Origin of the sequence: Flagellimonas flava (assembly GCF_900129665.1) — a bacterium.
Classification (GTDB): Bacteria; Bacteroidota; Bacteroidia; order Flavobacteriales; family Flavobacteriaceae; genus Flagellimonas; species Flagellimonas flava.
This window is the reverse complement of the sequence record NZ_FQWL01000003.1, coordinates 278,527-304,439: the sequence shown is the minus strand read 5'-3', so window position 1 is coordinate 304,439 and position 25,913 is coordinate 278,527. Positions and strand designations below refer to the sequence as shown.

Sequence of the window (25,913 nt, the reverse complement as noted above, 5' to 3'; positions counted from 1 at the left end):
GAAAAAATCCGTTTTATGGGCATTTCCCCAAAATTACAGCAGGCTTTTGACCTATTTGACGAGGCCAATGCCAGGGACCCGAATATAGAGGAGGTAAATGGCAAAGCCTATCCTAAAGAGTTGCTCTATGCCCAAAGGATGACGGAAACCCTGGATGATTTTGAGCCAAACGCCAGTATGGCCCTGAAACTTGCGGCCCGGAGCCAACATATTTGTCGCTGGGAGGTCCCCAGAAACACCTACGAAATGGATCGGGTGGGCTACTTAAAATGGCGTCAGGAACTTAAAAAGTTTCATGCTGAAAAAGCGGCTGGGATACTTCAGGAAGTTGGCTTCACCAATGAAACCATTGACCAGGTACAGCTATTGCTGCAAAAAAAACAGCTAAAGAAAAATAAAGAAACCCAGACTCTGGAAGATGTGATCTGTTTGGTCTTTCTAAAACACTATTTTGAACCCTTTGCGGAAAAACATGAGGAGAAAAAGGTCATCGACATCCTCGGAAAGACTTGGAAAAAAATGTCGACTAAGGGACAAAGTGCGGCCCTAAAACTTACAATTTCCCGGAAAGCAAAAAATGTAATACAAAAAGCGATTGACCATGGAGCGGAATGAGTTATATCCCATTTTTTTAAAGGTAAACCAACTACAAGTCCTAATTGTCGGAGGCGGGAACGTAGGCTTGGAAAAATTAACTTTTTTGCTCAAATCCAGTCCCAAGGCCCAAGTACAGATGGTGGCTCTGGAGTTTTTAAGGGAAACCAGGGAGTTGGCGGAAAAACATGGGGTTCAATTGACTGTGGAACCCTACCGCAAGGGTTTTTTGAATGGGAAGCACATGGTAGTGGCCTGCACCGATAAGCCTAAAGTCAATGAGGAGGTATATCATGATTGCAGAGAACGTAGCATTTTGGTCAACGTGGCGGACAACCCACCTTTTTGCGATTTTTATATGGGCGGAATTGTGACCAAGGGTAATGTAAAAGTGGCTATTTCCACCAACGGTAAGTCTCCAACAACGGCAAAGCGGTTAAGGCAGTTTTTTGAGGATGTATTGCCGGAGGATATTGATGATTTGGTCAAAAACCTGAACGAATACAGGAAAACACTAAAAGGTGATTTTGAGGAAAAGGTTGAGGCATTGAACGAGTTCACGAAGGGCCTGGTTCAGAAAAAAGGAAAACATGAAGATTAGGATTAGAGGAAATTCGGTACGTTACCGCCTCACCAGAACGGAGGTTGAGACTTTTTGCAAGGAGGGTAGTTATAGCGATGAAACCCAATTTAATACCCAAACCTTCATATATCGTTTGGTGGCCAAAGATGGGATTTCCGGATTGGAAGCTTCTTTTGAAAACAATACAATTACCATCTATCTGCCCCGTGAGGAAACCGAGGTATGGGCCGGAAGTCCCAGGGTTGGGTATGAGAACACTTTCCAGCTCAACAATGGAGAGGCACTTAACCTTTTAGTGGAGAAGGATTTTGTGTGCATGGACGAAACCATTGAGGACCAATCGGATAATTACCCAAACCCCAAGGCGTTATAATCGTTTCATTGCATCGATAAGTTCCTCTTTTTTTCGAGGGGATAGGCTAACATGCATGTCATTGCTCATCATAATGTAGCCTCCATCCGCTTTAATGTATTTTTTCACTTCTTTTAAATTGATTACATAGCTGTTGTGCACTCGCATGAAGTCGTGGTCGCCCAAAAGAGCCTCATATTCCTTTAAGTGCTTGCTTACCAAAAGTTTGCTCTTATTTTTTAGGACCACGCAGGTATAGGAGCCATCCGCTTTGCAGAAAACTATATCTTCAATGGCAATAAATTCCATACCTCCGGTGGTGGCGAGGCATATTTTTTCCTGTTTGTAGGTCTCTTTGGAAAGGTTCTGCATCAGGGTGTCTATTTGCTGTCTGTACACATTGGTGTCCATCCGGTTTCTGGCCTTTTCAACAGCTTGTTTTAGTTCATCAAGATCTATGGGTTTGAGCAGATAGTCCAGGGAGCTGAACTTTATTGCCTTGATGGCATATTTTTCAAAGGCAGTTGTAAATATGACCTCAAAGGTAGGGTCCTTGATCTTGTCCAAAACATCAAAACCCTGGCCGGTTTGTAGTTCAATATCCAAGAATACCACATCAGGACTCATAACGGAAAGTACCTTTACCGCTTCATCCACCTTCCTTGTCCAAAAGTGTCCCGTCAATATCATCCGCATTAAAAAAGAAACGTCCCCTGGTGAATAGGGCCACTGCACTTTTTTTGTTGATGCCCAACATTATGGAAGGTCCCAAAATGTCTAGGTTGGCACTCAGAAAATTGTCTCTTTTTGGCGTTTGCTCGGCCGTATCAAAAACAGAACCTACATTCGAAAAGGCATCGTCCAGTCTAATGCCCAAATAGTTATTTCCAAAGAATGTACTGATGCCAAAAAGATTAAGATCCAGTTTTAGTCTCGAATCAGCAATGTTTGCAGGATTTTGGAGCACTCCATGGACCCCATTATAATTGTCCGCCAGAAAACCGGAGTAAGATTGGGCATTGATTTGGGTTGTGATGAAAAAAAGCAGACCCAATGTAAAAATCTTAAAGTTCATGATAAAATCTTATTAAACCCCATTTAGGGAAGGGTTATGGTTTAACTGGCTGCAAAGAGAATGTAAATGGTGGGTGTGGGTGAGGATAAATGAACGTATGCCCTGTTTCAATTGACGGATGGAGCGGTTGGGTTAACGGTTGGCAAAATTGAAGTCTTTTTAAGAGGGTAGATTTGGTGTTGGGTAATATAATATTGGGATGGAAAGTAGGGGAAAGCAAAAAATCCATTACGACCAGGGAAAATAAATTCCCTGGTGCAATGGAAACCTCAACTAAACTAAACACTTTGTGACCATCAGCCTAAAAGTGCATTGCTATGTATTTAAGCCAAAACGAATTGAACCACTTCAATCAAATTGACATTGCTAAATACGTATGGTTCAAACTTAATGGATAGCCTTTTAGAAAATGGTTGCCAATTAACGAATGGGGTGTTTGAGTTCATGAATGGGCAGTTTGAATTGGTGGATATACATCCTTGAGAAAAAAAAATCAGACAAAGAGGTTCTATAAAACAGGGAGATTATTCTTGATTCCTTTCCAAAAATGAGGCTCAAACACTCTGGTACATCCCATAATGGCCGCTTTTTCCATATGGTTTGATATCCGTATGGGAAGTGAAACACCATTGTGGTTGAGACTGGTTTGGAGTTCGCGCCCAAAACAGGCGTAGGCTTTGGAGATATTTCCTCCCAAAACCAAGGTGTTGGCTCTAAACCGAATCAATCTGGGGGCTAAAAAGTCTCCTAGTTCTTTCCCGAAATCAGCAAACATTTGTTGAGCATTCAAGTCTTTGGAATAGAGATTAGCCAATTGCTTTACTCCAGTAACTGTTTCACCTGTCAAGTCATAATAGGCATTGATGCATCCTCTAGTGGAAAAATAATCATCAGCGATACCGTTTTTGTAGGGAAGATTCCAAAGGCAGCCATTTTCTGGAACTGATGATCCGTGTACCACCGGTATTCCGTTCGCTATAAACCCGGCTCCTAGGCCTGTTCCAAGTGTAATGCAAAGCTGGCGGCTATGCCCTTTTTCTTCCGATAGCCATGCTTCTCCTACGGCAAACGAAGTGGCATCATTCAAAAAACGTAGTGCTAGGGGAGGGGTATGGTCTAAAAGGGCGGAGAGCGTCCGCTCAATGTTCATTCCATATAGTTCACCATATTTGAAACCTTCCGGGTATAGGGCAATACCGTCTTTATAATTGAAAGGGCCTGGAATGGCAAAGGCTATTCCTTTAATAGGTAATGGATATGTGGCACTAATGGTCTTGTTAAGGGTGCTGCCCCATAGTTCCATTATGGATTCAAAAGGCTCCATATTGGCCACATGACTGGAAGCGTAGGTGTGTTCCAAAATCTTCTTTTTCTGGACATCCACAACAGCTGATGCGATGTGTGTTCCACCTACATCCACTCCAACAACGTATGTGCCATGTTTGTTCATTGTTAGGGGCTAAAGGTTTGAGTTGGGCCTTTTTTGTTTAATGGAGAAAGATTGTAAAGCGTCATCGTTATTTCCAGCCAAAAGATGCATTGTTCCGGAAATTTCAATAAAACTTAAATTTTTTAAATCGGTAGGGACGAATAGGCCTGTTTTATTTGCATTTAACGAAGTAAATTGTCCCTTGCCCAAGTTTTTTAGGACTAAGCCATAGCCAGCATCATTTCGGGGGGTTTCGATTTCGGACGAAAACAGATTTCCACCGATAATAAGATCAATTTTACCATCTTCATCAAAATCATGGCCCAAAATGGCGTTTATGGATGATAACTGAGCCATTTCTGGAAAAGCGATGAACTCAAAATCCATATTTCCGTTGTTCAGCAAAACTCCACTTTTAAAGTTGTACGCGGTCAAGTGCAATGCTTCACTAAGATTTTCATGGCCATAGATATCGCTAATTGTCGATTTTCCAAATAGGTCGTACGTAGGCGTTATTTTTTTGATTGATGGCATCTGCTGGGACGAACATTCCCTGCCTCGGACGGGAAACAATTCTCCAAAATTGTAATAACCCAGTACCAGGTCCTTGCTTCCATTCGTGTCAAAATCATGGTAATACACTTCAAATGGTTCGTCCTTGCTTGCTTTGTACTTGTAATTTTGACCTAGGTTGCCCAAAATCAAGTCCTCATCCCCATCGTTATCAATATCCATGGACTCTATGGCATAATACCAACCGGATAAGATTTCCGTTACAGGTAGGTCCCTTTTCTTGAATTTTCCATTTTGATTCTCAAAAAAGGTAGGCCCCATCCACTCACCAACTAGGCATAGATCCAAATCCTTATCTTGATCATAGTCCATCCAAACGCCATCCGTGACCAGTCCGATGGCATTAAGTTCCGGCGCTATTTCATTTGTGACATCCACAAATTTGCCCTTGTCATTTTTAAGTAAATGACTGCTGGCAGGGGAGGGGTAATCATGGGGAACAAACCTTCCTCCAATGAAAACATCCATAAAACCGTCTCGGTCAAAATCCGATACTTTGATCCTGGAGCTACTGCTATGTATTTGGGGCATTAAGTCTGACCTTAGGTAGAATCTGCCACCTCTGTTTTCGTACAAACGATCCGCATAATTGGGCGAACCTTGTTCAAATTCATTTCCTCCTGAGGCTACAATCAAATCTTGGTCACCGTCGTTGTCGTAATCAAAAAACTGGGCATCAACGTCTTCAAATATTGCTGAGTCATGAAAAACCTGATGCTCTTTAAAACTGCCATTGGGTAGTTGCACATATAGGGAAGAGGGTGTCCCGGTACTTTGGCCAAGAAAAAAATCTTCCTTATTGTCCCCATTGATATCGGCCACCGCTAGAGCCGGGCCAAATTTGGACAGTTTATGGGGCAACAGCACTTGCTTTTCATAGTCGTCATAGTAGTTTTCCAAGTGGGAAATGCCCTCAACTACATGAGCGACTTGAAATAATTTTTCTGAATCTTGGATTTTCTTTTTGTTGATAATTGCTTTTTGGTCGTAACTGATGATGTTATCAATATTGATCTGAGGATTTTCAACCAGTTGTACTTCATCCTTTGACCAATACACGAATAGGGAATCTATTTGATCGGCCATGCCCAAGCCAATGGTTAAATTTGGTGGGACCGAAGACTGATACCCCCGAACACTATAGTTGGTATATTCCTGAAGCTCACCTTGGGTGTATACTTTCACTTTAGCGCCAATACCCATGGAGTTCGCTTTAGGTCCCTTAAAGCGTAATTTGATATAATTGTTTTCCAATAGACGATTGGAATTGTTTTCTAGAATTGAAGCTTTTTCGTCAACGTTGTTTACCACAACATCCAGATCGCCATCGTTGTCCAAATCCGCATAAGCGGCACCGTTGGAATAGGTGGTGATGGAATCTTGTAGCCATAGGTTGGTGGCATTCTCAAAGGCCAAACCTCCGGTATTTTTGTAAAAATAATTTTGGTAGGGTCGGTGAGGGGTGCTATTGATGAGGTAGGTGATTTTTTCAGGATTGGAAAGTGCATCTTGATGCTGGTTCATGTACTCCTTCATTTTTGCGAAAAAGTCCTTGTTCCTAAAGTCCCTTTTAATACCGTTGGAGATGAAAACATCCTTTAATCCATCATTGTCGAAATCCGCCATCAAAGGAGCCCAGCTCCAATCCGTGTTGGATATGCCAGTTTTTTGGGCGACCTCTGAAAAGAAGGGTATTCCATTACTATCAACATGGGAGCTATGTTTTTGGAGTGTGTTGTACATATATTGATAGTGCTTGCCAGCCTGCACATTGTTTTGGAATTTTTCCGGGTTCATGCTTGCCATACTGGTTTTCATCCCATAATTGTCTTCTGAAACCATATCGAGCGTAAGTATATCTAGGTAACCGTCATTATCAAAATCGGCTATGTCGTTGCCCATGGAAAAATTGGACATGTGGTTGAGGGCTTGTTTGGCAACCTCCTTAAATGAACCATCCTTTTGGTTGATGTACATATAGTCCGGCTCATCATAATCATTGGAAACATATATGTCGGGCCAACCATCCTTGTTGAGGTCGCCAACGCCTATTCCAAGACCATAGGAAATGGCATTGGAGTAAATACCGACTTTTCTGGTGACGTTTACATATTTGCCATTGTTATTTTCGTAGAACTGGTCGCCCAGTGGGGAGAGACTTTCAGTGTTGCCCATTCCGAAAGTTTGAGGATTGTGGTTCATGAGATACATGTCCAAGTCTCCGTCCAGGTCATAATCAATGAAGGCGGATTGAATGGAGTTGCCAGCATCGGCCAAACCAAATTTTTCTGCTTCTTCCTTAAATGTCGGAACGCCATCTTCATTTGGCCCTTGGTTAATGTAAAGTTCGTTTTGTAACAAAGCCTTTCTCTTGTACGGGCCAGATTTACAGATATAGATGTCCAACAATCCATCGTTGTTTATATCTATCATATTTGTTCCGGTGGTCCAACCCTTGTTTCCCGCTGTCCCGGATTCGGCAGTGATATCTTCAAATTGGAGCTGTCCCTGATTTAGATACAAATGGTTTTTGCTTAGGTTGGAGGTGAAATAAATATCTTCCAAACCGTCATTGTTCAGATCGCCCACAGCTACACCCCCGCCATTGTATACATATTCGTAGAGAAATGAGTTTGTCAGTCCATTTTCTACTATAGTATTCTTAAAGTGGATGTTGGTCCAATCGCTATCCAGATTGTGGAAGAGAAATGATGATTCTTGTTTTTTAGGCATACAAGAGCACAATACCATTAGCAATGGAATAAGCGCTCCCAATAAACGGAAGGTTGATTTCTTTTTCATTAGAAGAGGTTGATGGTCTGTAAAAGACCGGTACTAATTGAAAGAAAATTATAAAAAAGTAAAGGAAGATTGCTCTTCCTTTACTTGAAATTAACTATAAATGAAACTAACTCAAACTATAAATTAATCAACTCAATGGATTACTCTACAGTAAGTTCTTATTGGGCAAACCACAATGTGGTTGCCTGCACGTCTTCTCCTTGGGCACCTGCAACAGCGCTGAAGTTTGGATTGTCCTGTGCTCCTGAACCATATCTCATACGCTGCGGGTAATCACCATTTAAATTACCAAGCCCATAAATTATCTGGTCAGAAACTCCAGCTGCCAATTCTGATGGATAACCTGTATCCCTAACTACGGCCCATGCTTCAAAACCATCGGTATAGCTTGCCAACCATCTTTGAAGCGCTATTTTTTCCAATCTCTCATCCGTGGTGCCGGCCGTGATATCCGCCGCTGCCTCAGTAGCTATATAGGTGTCCGCATCGCCTTCCGGAATACCCCAAAGTTTCATGGCTTCTTTAATCCCTGTTGCAAACAACATTTGGGCATCACCACCAGATAATCCTCGAACAGCAGCTTCAGCCTGCAAGAAGTAAGATTCTGCACTAGTTAAAATAACCTCAGGATAGGCATCTACTTGAGAACCTTTTTCCTGTATTACCCTATCGCTAGGGGTGCTGAAAAGGTCGTAACGAACATAGGATTTCGTGTCTCCATTTATTCTGACGGGTTGCCCTACATACTGACCTGGTCCCATTTCTATGATAGTAGTGTCTCCACTCATTGATGAGGCGTATGTAGCTCCAGCATCGTCAAGAGAGGCTATTATGAAGTCCACACGATCCTGATAATTTGGATCTGGAGTTTCGGGATTGTCAACAAATTTGAAAGTGCCACCAACTGCAGGTTTGGCATAAGCCGATAACCTTGGGTCGTTGTTGTTTTTCAACATGTTAATTAGAGGAGCACCAACGGTCCAATCAGACCCTCCGCCAAAGTTATGCCAGATATCTCCATATGCAGCTGCCGCCCATTGACTGATCACAAAATCTTTGGTCATCACCACACTTCCATTGGCATCATCCAAAAGGGGAGCGGCCAAAGCCTGATTGATTGCAGATTCTGCAAAACTTTCTCCAGGAGCACCTAAAGCACGCATGGCTATTCTCAGTTTTAATGTATTGGCCAAACGTTTCCACTGTTGTAAGTCACCACCACAATAGATGTCGTTGTCCCCAGCATCATTAACACCGATTCCTGTTCTTTCAGTATCTCCTATGATTGCCATGGCGGCATCTAAGTCAGCAATGACACCTTGATAGATAACGGATTGTTCATCAAACTTGGGTGTTAATATACCCTCAACACCTGCTTCAGTATAAGGAACCATACCAAAAGTATCGGTATACATCTGATAGTAGAGGCCTTTAATGATTAAGGACATGGCAAACATGAATTCGTTTTCCAAATCCCCACCTTCCTTAACAAAATTCTGGAACTCAATTACACGTCCAAGGTAACTGTTGAGCCAGTCAAAGGAAGCGTCTGTATATCCTGCATTGTAGGAATAACAGAGTTCATCTGACCACCAGGAGGATGTATGTCCAAACGTAAAATGTCCGGCATAACGATCCGCATGGATCAAATGGGCCCTCCAATATGGAAAACGATCAGGGGAATACAATCGGAACTGTACGTCCGTTAGGAAGAACTTGGCACTTACCTCTTCAGCAAGGAAACCTTCCTGATCGGTATTCATTTCTTCGAAATTCTCAGTGCACGAACTGGCCAATCCTAGGCACAGCAACATGCAGATTACTAATTCAATTTTTCTCATTTCACAATTTTTTAAAAGTTGACATTTAGGCTAAGTCCTAGACTTCTTGTAGTCGGAAGCGCATAAAACAGCACTCCTTGGGCAAAATTGGATGTGGAATAACTTGATTCGGGATCGAAGTTATCAGCTTTTTTATATAAAAATAACAAATTTCTTCCGACTGCACTCAAGGTAGCGCTACGTACAAATGTGTTTTTCAGGAGTTTACTTGGGAAAGTATAACTCAAACTTACCTCTCTTAACCTGAAGTTGGTTTGATCAAAAACATACTCGGATCCAATACCACTAACAGCTCCCCAATAATCTTGGGCACTAATTGTTGTGGTATTTGGAGTGAAAGTTCCATCACCGTTATCAATAACACCCTCAACAAGAATTCCACTATCCCTAAACTGTAAAGATCGTTCTGAAACCCCTGCTGCATCCAAAGCTGCATCGGTAAAGGAGTATACTTCACCACCGATTCGGAAATCGATTAGGGTGTTTAAAGTGAAATCTTTGTAACGGAACGTATTGGTAAAACCACCGGTTAAATCAGGCTGATAGTTTCCGAATTTTTCCCTTTCAGTTGTCGCTTGTGGCCGACCTTCAGCGGTTACGATGAGCTGGCCCTGGTCATTTCTTAGCCAAGTTGTGGTCTCAATATCACCAAAGCCCTCTTCGGCTCTAGCTACCACTGCTACCGTACCCCCATTGTCCCGGCTAAACTCGAAAAAGTCCTGTCCATCAACTAGACTCACAAGCTCGTTTTTGTTTCTCGCCAAATTTATGGAAGTGTCCCAAGAAAAATTCTTGGTCTGTAGAGGAGTTCCACCAACCAATATCTCAAAACCTTTATTGCTGATTTCACCAACATTGGTTCTGAAGGAGTCAAATGCAGCTCCAGTGCCCAATGGTACGTCAAAAATCAAATCTTGGGATTTAATGTCATAGTATGAAAGATCCGCATAAAGACGATTTCCGAAGCCTCGGTATTCAAGACCTAATTCGGTAGAAGTCACCTCTTCTGGACGAAGACTTTCACTAAAGAGAATGTTGTCCCTACTAACAGTGATATTGCCTAAGAATCCATCGGCGGCAACTCTAAATACGTTGACCAATTGCTGTGGGTCGGTATCATTACCAACGGTAGCAATACTACCCCTTAGTTTAAGAAGGTCAACCTTGCTTCCCAAGTCAAATGCTTCATTCAGCAAAACACTCAAACTGGCAGAGCTATAGAAATAAGAGTTGTTGCCGTCAGCTAATGCTGAAGACCAGTCGTTTCTACCTGTCAAGTCAAGATAAATCGTGTTATCATAGGCCAATGAGGCCGAACCGTAAACCGAGTTGATATCCTTTGGCACTCTTTGGCCTTGTGTGGCAAAAAGTTCTTCTGTATTGTCCAATAATGGTCTTCCAGGAATTTTAAAGTTCTCCCCGCGTGTCTCGGAGGTTATGGATGAGAAGCGTAGTGCATTTGCACCAGCATTGGCCGTTAAACTGAACTTATCACTTAAAGCCTTATTGAACATAACCAAGAAGTCATAATTGGTTTCTGTTCGGTCGTTTTTCTGAAATCTAATCCTACCATCTCCAAAGAAGTGGTGTCCTACCCGTGTTACACTCTCAACATCTTGCGTGATATCATCCGTACCTACCCTAACAAAAGCCGATAGCCAATCGTTAAACTGGTATTGCAATTTGGCAAAGCCCGTAATTCTGGTTCTTCTATCTTCATTAGAATCATTTTGAAGAATCCAGTATGGGTTACCGCCTGAGGCGGTAGGAGCAATAACTCTGTAAATATCATCTGGATTGATTGGATTTTCAATATCCTGAAAAACCTGAAGGTCAGAAAGTCTCACGTTTCTTGCCAAAGTCCATAGATAAGCGGCTACACCTTCCGTACCTTGATTTGGACGATTACGCGCGGTTTGTTTGAAATAAGTAATCCTAGTATCTAAACTCAGTTTATCCGATAGATTAGCAAATGCCCTTAGGTTGAAGTTGTCTCTATCAATTCCAGAATTTGGAAGGATGGACTCTATGTCCGAATTGGTATAGGAAAAACGGACAGACGCATTTTCACTACCACCGCTTAGCGCAACTGTGTTGATAAAGCTCGTTCCCGTTTCAAAGAAATTCTTGACATTGTTAGGTTGTGCCACATAAGCTCTTTGCTGCCCATTATAGGCCAGTTGTTGCGAACCATCAAATCTTGGACCCCAAGAACCAGCTCCCGCAACCGTATTTACCTGAGTCGCCAATGGGTCGTCTGGGTTGATTTGTGGAAAAGCACCATCCGTACCCCTTCCAAACTCATTCTGATATTTAGGAAGTACCAAAGGGTCATCGAACAAGGCGTTTGATGTAAAAGAAACACCTAAACCTCTATCCAAATCTCCTTTTTTGGTAGTGATGATGATTACCCCGTTACTTGCCCTAGAACCATATAAAGCCGCAGCGTTGGGACCTTTAAGTACCGAAATGGATTCAATGTCATCTGGGTTGATATCAGAGATACCATCACCTAAATTGTTAATGTTAAATTGACCTGAACCATCAGGTGCTCCCAAAGCGGTATTGTCGATTGGTACCCCGTCAACTACGTATAGAGGTTGGTTGTTACCAGTAATGGAATTGTTTCCACGGATTACCACACGGGAACCACTACCTGCACCGGCTGTACCCTGAGAGATTACTACCCCAGCTACTTTACCAGCCAGTGAATTCACCACGTTTGGTTCCTTTACCAAGGACACCGCATCTCCGCCAACTTCTGTAACGGCATAACCAAGAGATTTTTTCTCCCGACTAATACCTAAGGCGGTTACCACTACTTCATCCAGTAGTTCCACGTCTTCAACCAAAAGAATGTTGATTGCTGATTGCGAGCCGACTGGAGCTTCTTGAGTGGTGTAGCCGATTCCGGTAAACACCAAAACGGCTGAATTGCCGGAAACAGAAATGGAATAATTTCCGTCGAAATCTGTGGAGGTCCCATTAGTGGTGCCCTGTTCCACAACTGTAATACCTGGAATCGGAGTTCCAGTACTTGCATCAGTAACCGTTCCTGTAACGGTTTTTCCTTGCGCTAGTATTCCTTGAAAACATAGGATACACGCAAGCATAAAAAAGTAATGAAGTTTTTTGTTCATACTACTCTGAGTTAGGTTATTAGTTATAAAGCTTAATAAAAGCTTAAAGTTCGCTTCATAAAAGTTCTAATTCCTTATATATATAGGAAAAAATTTCGACTAATAACGATGCTGAAAAGCTAAAGGGCGTAAGAACGAAAACGTTTGCGACCCCCATTTTGCCTGAAAACCTTTGTCTAGCAAGAAGATTCCCGCAATGGTTGTTGCTGAAAATCCTGTTTAGTTTACGATAAACGTCAGGTTTTTGGAGTTTACGAGATCCTTGTGGTCTACGAATCTAGCTCGTAGTTTTCTACCATCCAGATAAATATCCTGAAGCCTGTTTCCAGCATCATTTGTGGACGGCTCCCTTGTAATTGTTAGGACCGGGTTCTTGTAATATTTTGGGTTTAAACGAAGAGTGACCTTGTTAAAAACCGGACTGGTAAGTGCGTAAATAGGGTTGGCAGGACTTACAGGGTACATTCCCATCATGGAGAACACGGCCCATGCGCTCATGGTTCCGGTATCGTCATTTCCTGGGAGTCCGTCAGGTTTGTTCTTGAAATAGGTCTGTAAAAGCTCGGATACTGTTTTCTGAGTGCGCCATTCCTCGCCCTTTACATAGTTGAACAAATAGGGATAGGCAATATCCGGTTCATTGGCCATGTCAAATTGATTCTTGTCAAAAACTTCCTGTAACTTGCTAGAGAAGGATTTCGGTCCACCCATTAGTTTGATAAGTCCTTTTACATCGTGAGCAACCATAAAGGTATATTGCCAGGCATTGCCCTCAATAAAACCAACGTTCTTTACAAAGTTGGCTCCTGTTTCTGGATTGTACGGGGTAAGCCAACTTCCATCATCATTTCTGGGCCTTAACAGGTTGAATTCTTTATCGAACAGTTTTCGGTAGGAGGTACTTCGCTTTCTGAAACGGGCATAATCTTCTTTTTTGCCCAAGGCCTTGGCCAATTGCCCAATGGCGTAATCCGTAATATTGTATTCCTGAGTGGTGGATACCGATCCGCTGTTGGTGGTCTTTGTAGTGAGATATCCCTTTTTGATGTAATCTACAATTCCGGGACGTAATGGGTTTCCTTCCAACATATCAGCACTTTTAAGCATGGCAGCATATGCCTTTTCAACATCAAAATCCTTTATGCCCTTTAGATAGGTGTCGGCAATGATAATACCTGCAGGATCTCCTACCATGGTAGTGGTTTCGGTGGCATTCAACTCCCATTTGGGCAACCAACCGGATTCCTCATAAATCTGTAACATGCTTTTTACCATGTTGGACTGTTGCTCGGGATATACCAAGCTCATCAATTGATGTAGATTCCTATAGGTATCCCAAAGGGAAAAAACGGTGTATCGCGTACCATTCGTTTTTAAGGTTTCCCGCGTTTTCATTTTGGGATATTCCCCATTGCTGTCATTCAGCGTGCTTGGATGTATCAGAGTATGATAAAGTGCTGTGTAAAAAATTGTTTTGTCATCATCTGTTCCACCTTCCACGGTTATTCTGGACAAATGCTCTTCCCACTCTTTTTTGGTGGCATTCATGATGTGCTCAAAGGTCTTTCCTGAGGTTTCTCTTTCCAGATTCTCCCTTGCATTTTCGATGCTCACATAAGAAACTCCAACTCTTAGTTCCACTTGGGTAGGAGCTTCAAAGTTATATCGCATATAAGCTCCAATACTATCTCCAACAACTTCTTTGGTGTATCCTTTCATCAAACGGGTTTTACCGTTGTATCCCATCCATTGGGCTTCTTCTCCTTTGTAGGTAGTCGGTTTTTTCCATGTTCCGAATTCATCTGCCGGTTCCGAGAATTGAGCCACGAAATACACCGGATAGGTCTCTTCCGGTTTGTAATAACAGAAGGAACCTACGCTTCGAATACCTTCTATTTCTGTTGGCGAAACAACTTTGACCTGAGCTCCCTGTTCATTGGTCAGTCCCAGTCCTAAATTCAATAAAATGTTTGATTTCCCCGCGGGAAATGAATACCGGCTCACCCCGGTTCGGGTAGTTGCCGTAGCTTCAACTTTAACTTGGTATTTGTCCAGAGTATTGGAATAATAACCCACCTTGGAAACTTCTTCCGAATAAGTCGAGCCGTACTTTAAATGATCAGTCTGTACTTCACCGGTCGTGGGCATGGCCAAGATGACACCCAGTTCGGGACACCCAACACCGCTGAGGTTGACATGACTGAACCCCGTCAAAAATTTGTTTTCGTGCACATAAGGTGTTGACAACCACCGACTATCTTTTTCCAAGGGAAGATTTTCTGGTCCAGCCACGTTGAACGGGGATATGTTGGCCATGCCCCTAACTGCAATAGGTCCAGGATTTGTGGTTCCAAAATTGGAGGTGCCAATAAATGGGTTTACATAATCCACAGTTTGGTTTTGAGCATACATGGTTACCACGCAAACTAAAAAAGCCGATGTCAGTGTAAATTTTTTCATTGGTTCAATGAATTGGAGAATGAGTATGGAGCAGCTTCATCAGAAGTCCCCCAATTCTTGTTGGGCTCAGGACCCATTTCAAAAAAAAGTGAGCCTCCATTTTGCACGGTTTCCGTGGAGATCCAAGTGCTATCGAATGTCTTTCCATTTAACGCTGCTGATTGAATAAATGGATTATGCTTGCCGTTACCGTTGGCCTTTATGGTGAAGGTCTCTCCATTTTGTAAATGGAGTTTAGCTTCCTCAAATAAAGGACTGCCAAGTACGTATTGATTGGTGGCAGGAGCTACTGGATAAAACCCTAAAGCACTAAAAACGTACCATGCTGAAGTCTGCCCGTTGTCCTCATCACCACAATAGCCATCGGGAGCGGGAGTATATAGTTTTGTAAGCACCTCCCGAACCTTTTTCTGGGTTTTCCAAGGCTCCTTGGCATAATTATAAAGGTAGATCATGTGTTGAATGGGCTGATTGCCATGGGCATAGTTGCCCATGTTCATGATCTGCATTTCTCGAATCTCATGAATGGTAAAACCGTAATAGGAATCGTCATATTCCGGCGGCATATTAAAAACACCATCGAGCATACCTGCAAATTCTTGACTCCCCCCCATTAGGTCAATAAGCCCTTGAACATCATGAAAGACGCTCCAAGTATAATGGAGGCTGTTTCCCTCGGTAAAGGCATCGCCCCATTTTAAGGGGTTGAAAGGGCTTTGAAAGCTTCCGTCCTTATTTTTTCCCCGCATTAACTTGGTAGTGGGGTCGAAGAGTTTTTTGTAGTTCAATGATTTCTGGTAGTATTCGTTGGCCAATTCGGTTTTCCCCAAGGATTTTGCCATTTGGGCAATGGTGAAATCTGCGTAGGCATATTCCAGGGTCCTAGCGGCATTTTCATGGATACCTACATCGTAAGGGACATACCCCAACTCATTATAATAATCCAAGCCTGCCCGCCCAACGCTGTTCACAGGTCTGCCATCAGGAACCGTTGCGTTCTTAATAATGGCCTCGAGCAGAGTTTCTTCGTCCAGCCCGCTGACCCCACTTAAGTGGGCATCCGCAATAATGGGTGCTGAATTGGACCCAATCATACAATCTCTATGTCCTGGACTGGCCCATTCAGGAAGCCAACCGGACTCCTTATAGGTGTTGGCCAATCCTTCCATGATATTGCTATTGAGTTCAGGATACATCATATTAAAAAAGGGAAAAACGGCCCTGAACGTATCCCAAAATCCATTGTCCGTAAACATATAACCTGGTAAGACCTCACCATTGTATGGACTATAGTGAACCACTTGGTTGGAGCTGTCAAACTCATAAAATTTTCTTGGGAACAACAGCACTCGATATAGGCAAGAATAAAAGGTACGCAAGTGGTCTATATTTGACGTGCTCACTTGAATCCGACCCAATTCCTTTTCCCAGGCTTCCGTTGCAGCGCTTCGGGTTTCCTTAAACGTCCTTTTCCCGATTTCCCTATCCAAATTCAATTGGGCCTGTTCTGGACTGATAAATGAGGAAGCTACCTTCACATGTACGGCTTCGCCTCTTCTTGTCTTAAAGCCAATGATTGCACCTACATGCTCACCTTGGCTCTCTGAAGTGTTTTTTTGGAGCGACCAATCATCGCCCCAGGTATGGTTGAGTTCAAAGGCCTTATCGAACTCCGCAACAAAATAATTATGGAAATTTTCTGGGACGCCCCCACTATTGTTTCGGCAATACCCAATAATTTTTCGTTCTTCAGGAATTATCTTAACCATGGAACCTTTAAAGAAACCATCAAGCAAAATGTACGCTTCATCCGTTTCCGGGAAGGTAAATCTGAAATGGGCCGCCCGCTCGGTTGGGGTTACCTCAGCAACCACATCGTAGTCGGCCAGATAGACGCTGTAATAATCCGGGCGCACCGTTTCTGCCTTATGCGAAAAATGGGAGGCCCGTTCATCTTCCTTGTATTTTAGTTCCCCCGTAACCGCCATGAGCGAAAAGGCCGCATAATCATTGATCCATGGACTTGGTTGATGTGTCTGTTTGATACCTCGGATGGTCTTCTCATCATATTTGTAGGTCCATCCGTCTCCCATTTTGGATGTCATGGGGGTCCAGAAATTCATGCCCCAAGGTGTGGCGATGGCCGGATAGGTGTTCCCGTTGGAAAGACTGAAATCCGAATCGGTACCCATTAAGGGGTTAACGAAATCCAATAGCTCCTCCGAGCTTGGATATGTCAGTTCAGCGATATCGCTTTTAGTGTTGTTTTCGCAGGAAATCAATCCTAGAAAAAGAAGACCTATGGTTAGGCCACCAACATTCAATTTTACTTTAGTACGATTCATTTTCTAATATATTTCATCAACCATTGGGGTTGGTTTGGAATTTTTGTCAGCAAGTGCAGGATCGTCTGTGAGTATAAATTCCAGCAGACCTCCAGTGCTGATTTCCTTATGGGTGATGTAGTTCCGTTGTAATTCTTTTCCGTTCAAAAGTACTTTTTCAACATAGGGAAGCTGAGCTACGCCTTTGGCCTTTATTGTAAAAATGGAATCTCTGTTGACTTGGATTGTGACTTCCTCGAACAATGGGATTCCCAGATCATAAACCCCTTGGGCAGGATTTACGGGATAAAAACCCAAAGCGCTAAAAATGTACCAAGAAGACATCTGTCCACAGTCTTCGTTCCCGCAGTGTCCGTTGGGTTCGTTTTTGTATTGTTCCGATAAGATTTGACGTACCAGTTTTTGGGTCTGGGAAGGCTTACCCACGTAGTTGTATAGATAGGCTACGTGGTGGCTGGGTTCATTGCCATGCGCGTATTGTCCAATCATGCCAGTACTGAACAATGGTAATTTATCCCCGGGTTCTGGAGCATAGCTGAACATGGAATCCAACTTTTGGGTGAAAGGTTCCATGCCTCCTGTTTCGGAGATTAAGCCGTCAACATCTTGGGGAACAAACCAGTAATAGTGCCAAGCATTACTTTCGCAGAAATAGGGAGAATATTCTTTTGGCACAAAGGGTTCTATGAAGTTGCCTTCCGGGTCTTTCGGCTGAAGCCAGGTTCGTTTGGTATTGTAAAGATTTTTCCAATTCTCTGAACGTCTTAGGAAATAGCTGTAATCTTCCGTTTTGCCCAAAGCTTTGGCAAACATGGCAATACACCAGTCGTCATAGGCGTACTCCATGGTTTTTGAAACGGACCAATTCTCATGTCCCTCGTCAACCGGGATAAATCCTTTTTCCTTATAAACATCGATTTGGCGTTCATCCAGCATGGCACTTTCTTTGCAAGCCCGGTATGCCAGTTCGGCATCAAAATCAAACCCCTTGAAATAGGCATCCACAATTACGGGTACGGCATGGTAACCGATCATCATATTGGTTTCGCTGCCCTGCATGGACCAAACAGGTAATATTCCCGTTTCTTGGTAATGTGCCAATAAGGATTTGACCATGTCAGGGACCCGATCCGGTTGCAGTATGGTGTACAAGGGGTGTGCGGCCCTAAATGTGTCCCATAGAGAAAAAGTGTCGTACCTACTAAATCCTTCGGCTTTGGCCAAGGTGTCATTTAGATGCTTGCCTTCTGTGTCATTGGCTGCTTTGTATTCCCCATTGGCATCGCTATAAAGGGTAGGCGCCAACATGGATTGGTAAAGCATGGTATAAAAAATCGACTTTTTATTGGTGTCGGTCGTAACGATACTGATCTTGTTCAACTCCCTTTCCCATTCCTGTTCTGCCTTCTGCTTGATTTCCTCAAAACCTCCTTTTGCCTCTTGTTGGATGGCTTTACCTGCTGCACTCGAACTTACGGATGAGAGTCCGGTCTTGATGACAAGTTGATCCTCATCCTTGGTTTGGTAATGCAAAACAATTTTGGATGAGGTACTATCCCCTTCTTGAACAAAGGACGTAAAGGGCTTGGAAAACCGCATTTCAAAAAACAGGCGTTGGTTTCTGGCCCAACCTGTGGACATGCGGTGTCCTTGCAGTGTTGAATCGTTGACTACCTTGATAAAGGTTTTCGTTGGACTGTCCCAGTTTAATGAATAGCCCAAATCTATATGGATTTTTGTGCTATCATTTTCCGGAAAGGTGTATCGGTGAACACCGACTCGGGGCGTAGCAGTCATTTCTGCCTTAATCTCGTAGTCCAATAAATTGACCCAATAGTACCCTGGTGAAGCACCTTCCTCATCATGACTGAAACGTGAAAAGGGCTTAAAGTTGTTTGCCTCGATTTGTTGCGAGAATCGGTCGTTGGTGGGCATCACCAAAATATCGTATAGGTCACCAGCTCCTGTTCCCGTAAGGTGGGTATGCGAAAATCCAGTGATGATGGAATCTTGATAGTAATAGCCGGCAATCCGGTCCCAGCCTGGGATTCCAATATCGGGACTTAATTGCACCATGCCAAAAGGGGTTGTGGCCCCGGGATAAGTGTTACCGGGGCCATCTGTTCCAATAAAGGGGTTTACATAGGTGTATATGTTATTGTGTTTTTCAGGGTTTTTCGGTTGTGGGGAACAGTTTAACCCTATGAAAAATAACCCTATGTACAAATACCCCAACCTCATTGATTCCCTATGTCTTCGTTATTGGTAAGTTGACTTTTTTATTTCTTATGCGTTCTAAATTTCCCGTCAGCCGTTACAGAAAGCTTGTTCTTTGTGAACGGACTTTTTGTCCAAAGCGTAAACCCAAAATCGTGCTTGTCCAGCATAACCCTGACCGGTTTGCCTAAAATTTGTTTCGGCTTTAGGAATATTTCTCCGTCAGCACTTTGCCATTTGATTTTTCGTTGGTCTTCACCAATTAAGTCCCTATATAACTCGTAGAGGAACCACTTGATATGTTCATCCTGGGGGATGATGAATTCTTCGGGGGTTCTGCCCACTTCTTTCTCGGAAAAATAGACATAGCCCCAACGCTCTGGTTCATGCATATTAATCACATATTGAGGAGACCAGACCCAATTGTACTCGTGCAGAAACTCACCTGTTTCAGGGTTTTTCTTGCGAGAGTACTTTCCATTGGTGATATCAAAATCCCAGTTCACCCTTGAAAATCCTACTCTCCAAAATTTGCTTTTTGGGACGTTGTCCTGATAATATCCTGTACGTAGATCTCTGAATGGAATTGCAATTTCCAAGGTCCATCCCTGATCTTCATCAGAAGGGTCGTTCAAGGTTCCCTCAACAGCGACCGCAGATTGGAGTCCCAAAGATTCCCAACCATTTATGGTTTCGTTTCCTGCTCTATAGGGAGCGGTAAGATATTGGTCCCAAATTGTGTTCAAAACATTCCATTCCAATTCATAATAGCCGTGCACGTCAGCTTCGGGATCTAGAAAAACCTCAAAATCGTTGTTATGGAAGATTACAGCGTCATGTTCCGTAATGTCCCCCCAGACATGGGGTTCCTCCATTTGGGCAAAGAAGTAGATATTGTTTTCGTCCCAAAGCATTTTTACCCGGGTATCATAAGTGGGTTTTTTGATCCCTTCAATATCGATGAAAAGATCAGACCAAGGTGCTTTGGTCCAGGACGATTCGTCTGGAATTCCATCTATAATCATGGAATCGGAAGTTTTATAGGCAACATAACTTCTTGGCTCTTCCTGCGCAATTAGAATAATACATCCCACATACAGAAAGAAGAGGATAAGACTGATGAGTTTTCTATATTTTTCCATGAAATCATCCATTACTCAATCATAAACTGTTTTCCATAGTAAACTTTACAATTTCTGAAATTCGTCCGAAGGCTATGCCTGTTACGGTATCGGCAGCTCCATAATAGATGGCCACTTTGTCCTCTTCCATGGAATGCAACGATGCACAGGGGAAAATCACATTGGGAACATCCCCAACACATTCATAGGGGGTCTCTGGGGTCATCAAGTAGGGTTGGGTGCGGTATTTGACCTTATCCGGCTGCTCTTTGTCCAATATGGCCGCGCCCATAGCATATCGGAACCCATTGCAGGTATTGATGACGCCATGGTAAAACATTAACCACCCTTCATTGATTGCAATAGGTACGGAGCCTGCTCCAATTTTGGTGCATTGCCATGCACTGTCCTCAAAAGGGGTTGCTTTCATTACACAGCGATGTTCGCCCCAATATTTCATATCTGGACTATAGCTGATATAAATATCCCCAAATGGGGTATGTCCATTGTCACTAGGTCTGCTTAACATGGCATACCTCCCGTCAATTTTTTCTGGAAGTAAAACTCCGTTTCTGTTGAACGGAAGAAAGGCATTTTCGCACTGGAAAAATTCTTTGAAGTCAAACGTGTAACCTATTCCGATAGTTGGTCCATGATAACCATTGCACCATGTGATCCAATACCGGTCCTCAATAAAGGTGACTCGTGGATCATACTTATAATCCGAATGGATCATATCTGTATTTCCAGCCTGAAAATCTATGGGGTCATGATCGATATTCCAATGAAGTCCATCGGTGCTAAATCCGGCAAAAATGTTCATTTGGACCGCTTTGTTGTCACAGCGGAAGACCCCAGCGTAGCCATCTTTAAACGGGACAACCGCACTGTTGAAAATACTGTTGGAAGACGGAATGGCGTCTCTTTTAATTATGGGATTCCCACTATATCTCCAAACCACATCGGAACTGTTTTCCGGCCTTTCTTGCCAAGGGAGGGTAGCGGTATTTTTTAGCATTTGATTCGTCATTTCTGTTGTGGATTGCTAGTCTGGAATTTTACGCACTTTGTCCAACCAGGTAAATTTCAGAATAACAGAAGTTATTAAAAATACCAGTAGTGTGACCAAAGTTTTTGGATAATCACGTATGAGCAAATAAATTGGCAGCAAAATCATGCTGGATTGCCAGACAATGCCAATGGCACAGTTGAGCATATCCATTCCAAAATCCTTGTTCTTTTCAAAACTGCCGTCTTCTGCTTTGAGCTGATCATAAATGGGTTTCCACCAACCCCAGGGTCTTACATTTTTATAGAATGATTTCAGTACCTCATTATTGGTGGGTTGAGAGAGATAGGTCCCCAAAAACGAACCCAAAAGTGAAAATCCAAATATCAAAGGGAACAGATAAAATGCTGGCATATTGGCCATCTCATAAAGCCATGACCCTTCGGTCAAGTGACCTTTGTTCTGGTCGAGAAAAAACTGCAAGGTTGCAATTACCAAACCGGCCAACATGCCCCAGAAATACCCCCACCCGTTAAAGCGCCACCAAATCCATTTCAAAAAGTTGGCGGCAATGTAGCCCCCGTAAAGAGAGGTGCTGATCCAGAGTGTCAATGAATTTATGGATTCTGCGAAGAACCCCATCATTACCCCCAACAGAACAACTGAAAATGAGGCAATATAGCTTGCCTTTATGTAGTGCTTATTTGTGGCTTTGGGCTTAAAATATTTTTTATAGATATCATTTACGATGTATGCCGGAGCGGAATTTACAAAGGCTGAAAAGGTTGACATGAAAGCAGCCAAAAGACCAGCTAGTAATAATCCCTTTATACCCACCGGAATATGATTGTTAATGATTTTTGGTAAGATAACTTCAAGGTGGTCATTGGATAATCCCGATGTTGTTGCCATTTCAGGGGCCAATACTACCAGGGCAATGACCACAATACCAGTTATTAATAGATATCTTGGAATATAAAGTACGATACTTGTAAACCCACTCATATAAGCTGCTTCCTTGATATTCCTTGTGGACAGAATACGCTGAAAATCATAACTCGGGACCGGGCCGGCAATACTTGCAAAGAATCCTTTGAATAAAGACATCCCAATGAAGGCGCCAAACATCTTATAGCCCTGCGTGTCGATCAGATCATTGAAAGCTTGGTATTTGCTGCTCCAGTGCGGGGATAGTTCATTTGTAAAGAATATATTTCTCCATTCCTCCGAAATCACTGCGTTTATCTCTACATCCGTGATATGGAAAAATGTATACCCTGCAATTAGAACGCCTCCAATGACCATGATGATATATTGGAGTACCTCAGTTGCAACTACGGAAAACATGCCTCCCTTAACGGTATAAATTGTTGTGAGGAAAATAATGATCAGGGCATAGGACTGTTCCGAAGTAAAGACAATTAACCCATCAATTATAAAAGGAATGTCCCAAGGTAGGATAACGGCCAAAAACTTACCTGCACCTTCAAAAAAATACGAAATGAAGGCAAGTGCCGAAGCCACGGCGAATATGGCAATAATACTATGCGAAGCCCGCCCAGCCCTATCATCGCCAAACCGGGTCAATATCCATTCGGAACCCGTCATGATATTGGAACGCCTTATCCATACGGCCAAGAACATCATTACAAATATTTGGTTCCATACGGGCCATGTCCACATGTGCATAAAGCTTTTGGTGCCGTATAAGAACAGCATGCCAACCATCCAAGCCGTACCGGAAACATCATACTGACCAGAACCATTGCTTAAACCCAGAAAGTACCACTTGATGTTTTTTCCGCCCAAGAAGTAGGAGTTGAGGTCTTTGGAAGCTTTTTTGGAAACCCAAATACCAATAAAGAGCGTAAGCAATACATAGATTGCTATTATTGAAATGTCTATTACATCCATAAATTCATATTGGCCTTGTTAGTTGCCCCAATCTTTGTTGGGGTCTGGACCCATTTCAAATTCTAAAGTGCCGCCACCCATAATCTCCTCATGGGTGATATAGGTACGCTGCAATAATTCTCCGTTTAGTTTGACTGATTGAATGTACCTGTTGATTGATGAAGTATTTTTTGCACTGATCTTAAAGCTTTTTTCGGCATCGACTTTTATCTCAGTGTTTTCAAAGACGGGACTTCCCAACTCATATTGACCCGATCCCGGGTTCATGGGATAAAATCCCATAGCACTGAAAACGTACCAAGCCGACATTTGACCACAATCCTCATTGCCACTGAGCCCGTCTGGCTTGGTGCTGTATTGGGAATCCATGATTTCCCGAACCCAATATTGGGTTTTCCATGGCTTTTCGGCTTTATTGAACAAGTAGGCGATATGGTGACTGGGTTCATTGCCATGAGCATATTGCCCAATCAATCCTGATATATCTGCCGAAACATTTTCACCTGGGATTTCAGAACTTTCCGTAAACAACTGCTCCAATTTTTGGGTAAAGGGCTCTGGTCCGCCATGCAGTTCAATAAATTTTGGAACATCGTGGAGCACAAACCAACTGTGTTGCCATGCATTGCCTTCTGTATAATCCGTGTTTACAATATGGCTGGAATGCTTCGGGTCAAAGGGCTCGTTCCAGGTCTTGCCATCTTTTGATTTCCCGCGCATAAAACCAGTTTCTGCATCAAACAGGTACTCAAAGGCCTGGGAGCGCTTGCTGAAATATTCGTAATCCTCTGTTTTTCCCAACACTTTGGCCATTTGTGCAATACACCAGTCGTTGTAAGCAAATTCCAAGCTTATGGTTACCGATTGATCCATGATATCGAATGGAATGTAGCTGAATTCTTGGTAGGGCTGTAAACCTCGGATGGAATCCATCATGGTGGTCCGCACCGCCTCATAAGCTTTTTCCACATCGTAACCCTTAACTCCCTTTAAAAAAGCTTCGGCAATTACGGATACTCCGTGATTGCCTGTCATGGTATTTGTTTCATTGCCATAAAGGGTCCAAACCGGCAGTCTTCCCTGCTCGTCATAATAGACCAACATGGATTGGACTATGTCGTTTACCCTTTCCGGCTGTAAAATGTTCAATAATGGGTTCTCGGCCCTAAACGTATCCCAAAGTGAGAGGGTAGAATAAGCATTCCATCCAGAAGTCTTTGCAATGCTATCGTTCTGCAACCTGAATTCTCCGTTGACATCGCTGAAAAGCACTGGGGCAACATGGGTGTGGTAGAGTGCGGTATAAAAAATGGTCTTTAAAGAATCGGTGGGGGTTTCAACGCGTATTTTGGAAAGTATGTTTTCCCACTGATCTTGGGTTTCCGCTTTTACCTGGTCGAAAGATTTGGATGAACCATGCTTTTGAAGGTTCTCCCTGGCATTGTCCACGCTTACCGAGGAAACGGCTATTTTAATCTCGATTTGATTTGACTCCGATTGGTCAAAAAAGAATTGGCCCCCTGTATTTTTTCCTTGGACTTCACTGACCTCAGCTTTTACTTGTCCATCAGCGACCAATTTGAACTTTTTAATGGGTGCCGAAGTTTCAATGACAAAGAAAACCTTTTGGTTTTTGGCCCAGCCCGTGCTGAACCGGTGTCCGACCAAATGGGTGGTGCCTTCCTTGGTGATGGAGGTCTCCAAAGGCTTGTCCCAATTCACGGCATAGCCCAAATCCAATATAAAGGAGGGATTGCCTTGGTTGTAGGTGTATTTGTGGAAAGAAATATAATCGTTGGCTGTTAATTCAACCTTGACCTGAGGGTCCTCCAGATCAACACTGTAATATCCAGCGGTTGCTTGTTCTTGGTTATGAGAAAAACCAGAAGTATAGGGTAGGCTATCCCTGGTCTTGCCAAAAAGGGAAAGGTCCACTTCCCCATGGGTGGGCATTAGTAGCAGATCGGCGAGATCCCCTATGCCGGTACCGCTTAAATGCAATTGACCAAATCCTGATATAATGGAATCTGTGATATGGTATCCAGAGCACCAGTCCCATCCGGCAGTTCCGTTATCTGGACTAACCTGTACCATCCCAAATGGGGCAGTGGCCCCAGGAAATGTATGTCCGTGACCTCCCGTACCAATAAAAGGATCCACGTGTGAGCTAACTTTTTCCGTTTTCTTTTCTGTCTTTTCTGTCTCGCAAGAAAGAACCGTCAGCAATAGCGTGGCACATATGAAGTAAAAGGTCCTCTTCATGGGCGCTTCCTATTAGTATTTATATTTTTTATACTTTTCGGCGAATTATATATGAATTTCTTATAGCGGAAAAGTGTTGGTAGTGCTAGAGTCAATGGTTCAGTTAGGTTAAAAAATGTATATCTAAATATTTATAATTTTATCCTGCAGCGGAATAAAATTAGACCAACAACAAAGCCCAAAAGCTAAACAACAG

The 25,913-nt window shown here is 43.0% G+C and carries 16 protein-coding genes; 3 read left to right on the top strand and 13 right to left on the bottom strand.

Going from position 1 to position 25,913, the window contains the following annotated elements; translation table 11 throughout:
- Nucleotides 1-15: 15 nt before the first annotated feature.
- From BUC10_RS10935 to BUC10_RS10925, 3 genes are read left to right on the top strand one after another with little or no spacing between them, the layout of a single operon-like run.
- Nucleotides 16-615 (top strand): DUF4202 domain-containing protein, encoded by a 600-nt coding sequence (locus tag BUC10_RS10935; RefSeq protein ID WP_073179476.1) that lies wholly within the window; start codon nucleotides 16-18, stop codon nucleotides 613-615.
- Nucleotides 602-1,195 (top strand): precorrin-2 dehydrogenase/sirohydrochlorin ferrochelatase family protein, encoded by a 594-nt coding sequence (locus BUC10_RS10930; RefSeq protein ID WP_073179474.1) that lies wholly within the window; start codon nucleotides 602-604, stop codon nucleotides 1,193-1,195. The genes BUC10_RS10935 and BUC10_RS10930 overlap by 14 nt, the downstream gene beginning before the upstream one ends.
- Complete coding sequence (locus tag BUC10_RS10925) at nucleotides 1,185-1,550, top strand: DUF7009 family protein (protein ID WP_073179472.1); 366 nt, start codon at nucleotides 1,185-1,187, stop codon at nucleotides 1,548-1,550. The genes BUC10_RS10930 and BUC10_RS10925 overlap by 11 nt, the downstream gene beginning before the upstream one ends.
- On the opposite strand, the gene BUC10_RS10920 is transcribed toward BUC10_RS10925, so the two are convergent.
- The 13 genes from BUC10_RS10920 to BUC10_RS10860 form a co-directional block, all read right to left on the bottom strand.
- Nucleotides 1,545-2,213: a LytR/AlgR family response regulator transcription factor gene (locus BUC10_RS10920; RefSeq protein ID WP_245812817.1), complete on the bottom strand. Its 669-nt coding sequence runs from the start codon at nucleotides 2,211-2,213 to the stop codon at nucleotides 1,545-1,547. The two genes, BUC10_RS10925 and BUC10_RS10920, sit on opposite strands and share 6 nt — an antisense overlap.
- Complete coding sequence (locus tag BUC10_RS10915; RefSeq protein ID WP_073179468.1) at nucleotides 2,179-2,604, bottom strand: hypothetical protein; 426 nt, start codon at nucleotides 2,602-2,604, stop codon at nucleotides 2,179-2,181. Before BUC10_RS10915 ends, BUC10_RS10920 begins: the two co-directional genes overlap by 35 nt.
- 508 nt (nucleotides 2,605-3,112) lie before the next feature.
- Nucleotides 3,113-4,054 (bottom strand): ROK family protein, encoded by a 942-nt coding sequence (locus BUC10_RS10910; protein WP_073179466.1) that lies wholly within the window; start codon nucleotides 4,052-4,054, stop codon nucleotides 3,113-3,115.
- A 9-nt stretch (nucleotides 4,055-4,063) separates the two neighbouring features.
- Complete coding sequence (locus BUC10_RS10905; protein ID WP_073179464.1) at nucleotides 4,064-7,408, bottom strand: VCBS repeat-containing protein; 3,345 nt, start codon at nucleotides 7,406-7,408, stop codon at nucleotides 4,064-4,066.
- 158 nt (nucleotides 7,409-7,566) lie between these two features.
- Nucleotides 7,567-9,249 carry a SusD/RagB family nutrient-binding outer membrane lipoprotein gene (locus BUC10_RS10900; RefSeq protein ID WP_073179462.1) on the bottom strand — a complete coding sequence of 561 codons (1,683 nt, stop codon included), beginning with the start codon at nucleotides 9,247-9,249 and terminating at the stop codon, nucleotides 7,567-7,569.
- 11 nt (nucleotides 9,250-9,260) lie between these two features.
- Nucleotides 9,261-12,389, bottom strand: coding sequence for a SusC/RagA family TonB-linked outer membrane protein (locus BUC10_RS10895; RefSeq protein ID WP_073179459.1), 3,129 nt, complete (start codon nucleotides 12,387-12,389; stop codon nucleotides 9,261-9,263).
- Nucleotides 12,390-12,608: 219 nt separating this feature from the next.
- Nucleotides 12,609-14,849, bottom strand: a complete 2,241-nt coding sequence (locus BUC10_RS10890; protein WP_073179457.1) for a GH92 family glycosyl hydrolase — start codon at nucleotides 14,847-14,849, stop codon at nucleotides 12,609-12,611.
- Nucleotides 14,846-17,194 (bottom strand): GH92 family glycosyl hydrolase, encoded by a 2,349-nt coding sequence (locus BUC10_RS10885; protein ID WP_073179455.1) that lies wholly within the window; start codon nucleotides 17,192-17,194, stop codon nucleotides 14,846-14,848. The genes BUC10_RS10890 and BUC10_RS10885 overlap by 4 nt, the downstream gene beginning before the upstream one ends.
- A gap of 3 nt (nucleotides 17,195-17,197) precedes the next feature.
- Nucleotides 17,198-19,435: a GH92 family glycosyl hydrolase gene (locus BUC10_RS10880; RefSeq protein ID WP_073179452.1), complete on the bottom strand. Its 2,238-nt coding sequence runs from the start codon at nucleotides 19,433-19,435 to the stop codon at nucleotides 17,198-17,200.
- Between the two features lie 38 nt (nucleotides 19,436-19,473).
- A complete protein-coding gene (locus BUC10_RS10875) occupies nucleotides 19,474-20,553 on the bottom strand; it encodes a carbohydrate-binding family 9-like protein (protein WP_073180091.1) in 1,080 nt (359 codons plus the stop codon).
- Nucleotides 20,554-20,572: 19 nt separating this feature from the next.
- Nucleotides 20,573-21,550, bottom strand: a complete 978-nt coding sequence (locus BUC10_RS10870) for a glycoside hydrolase family 130 protein (protein ID WP_073179450.1) — start codon at nucleotides 21,548-21,550, stop codon at nucleotides 20,573-20,575.
- Between the two features lie 27 nt (nucleotides 21,551-21,577).
- Nucleotides 21,578-23,455, bottom strand: a complete 1,878-nt coding sequence (locus BUC10_RS10865) for a sodium:solute symporter family protein (protein WP_073179447.1) — start codon at nucleotides 23,453-23,455, stop codon at nucleotides 21,578-21,580.
- Between the two features lie 18 nt (nucleotides 23,456-23,473).
- The gene (locus BUC10_RS10860) at nucleotides 23,474-25,717 is read right to left on the bottom strand and encodes a GH92 family glycosyl hydrolase (RefSeq protein WP_073179445.1); all 2,244 of its coding nucleotides are present in this window, start codon (nucleotides 25,715-25,717) and stop codon (nucleotides 23,474-23,476) included.
- Nucleotides 25,718-25,913: the final 196 nt, after the last annotated feature.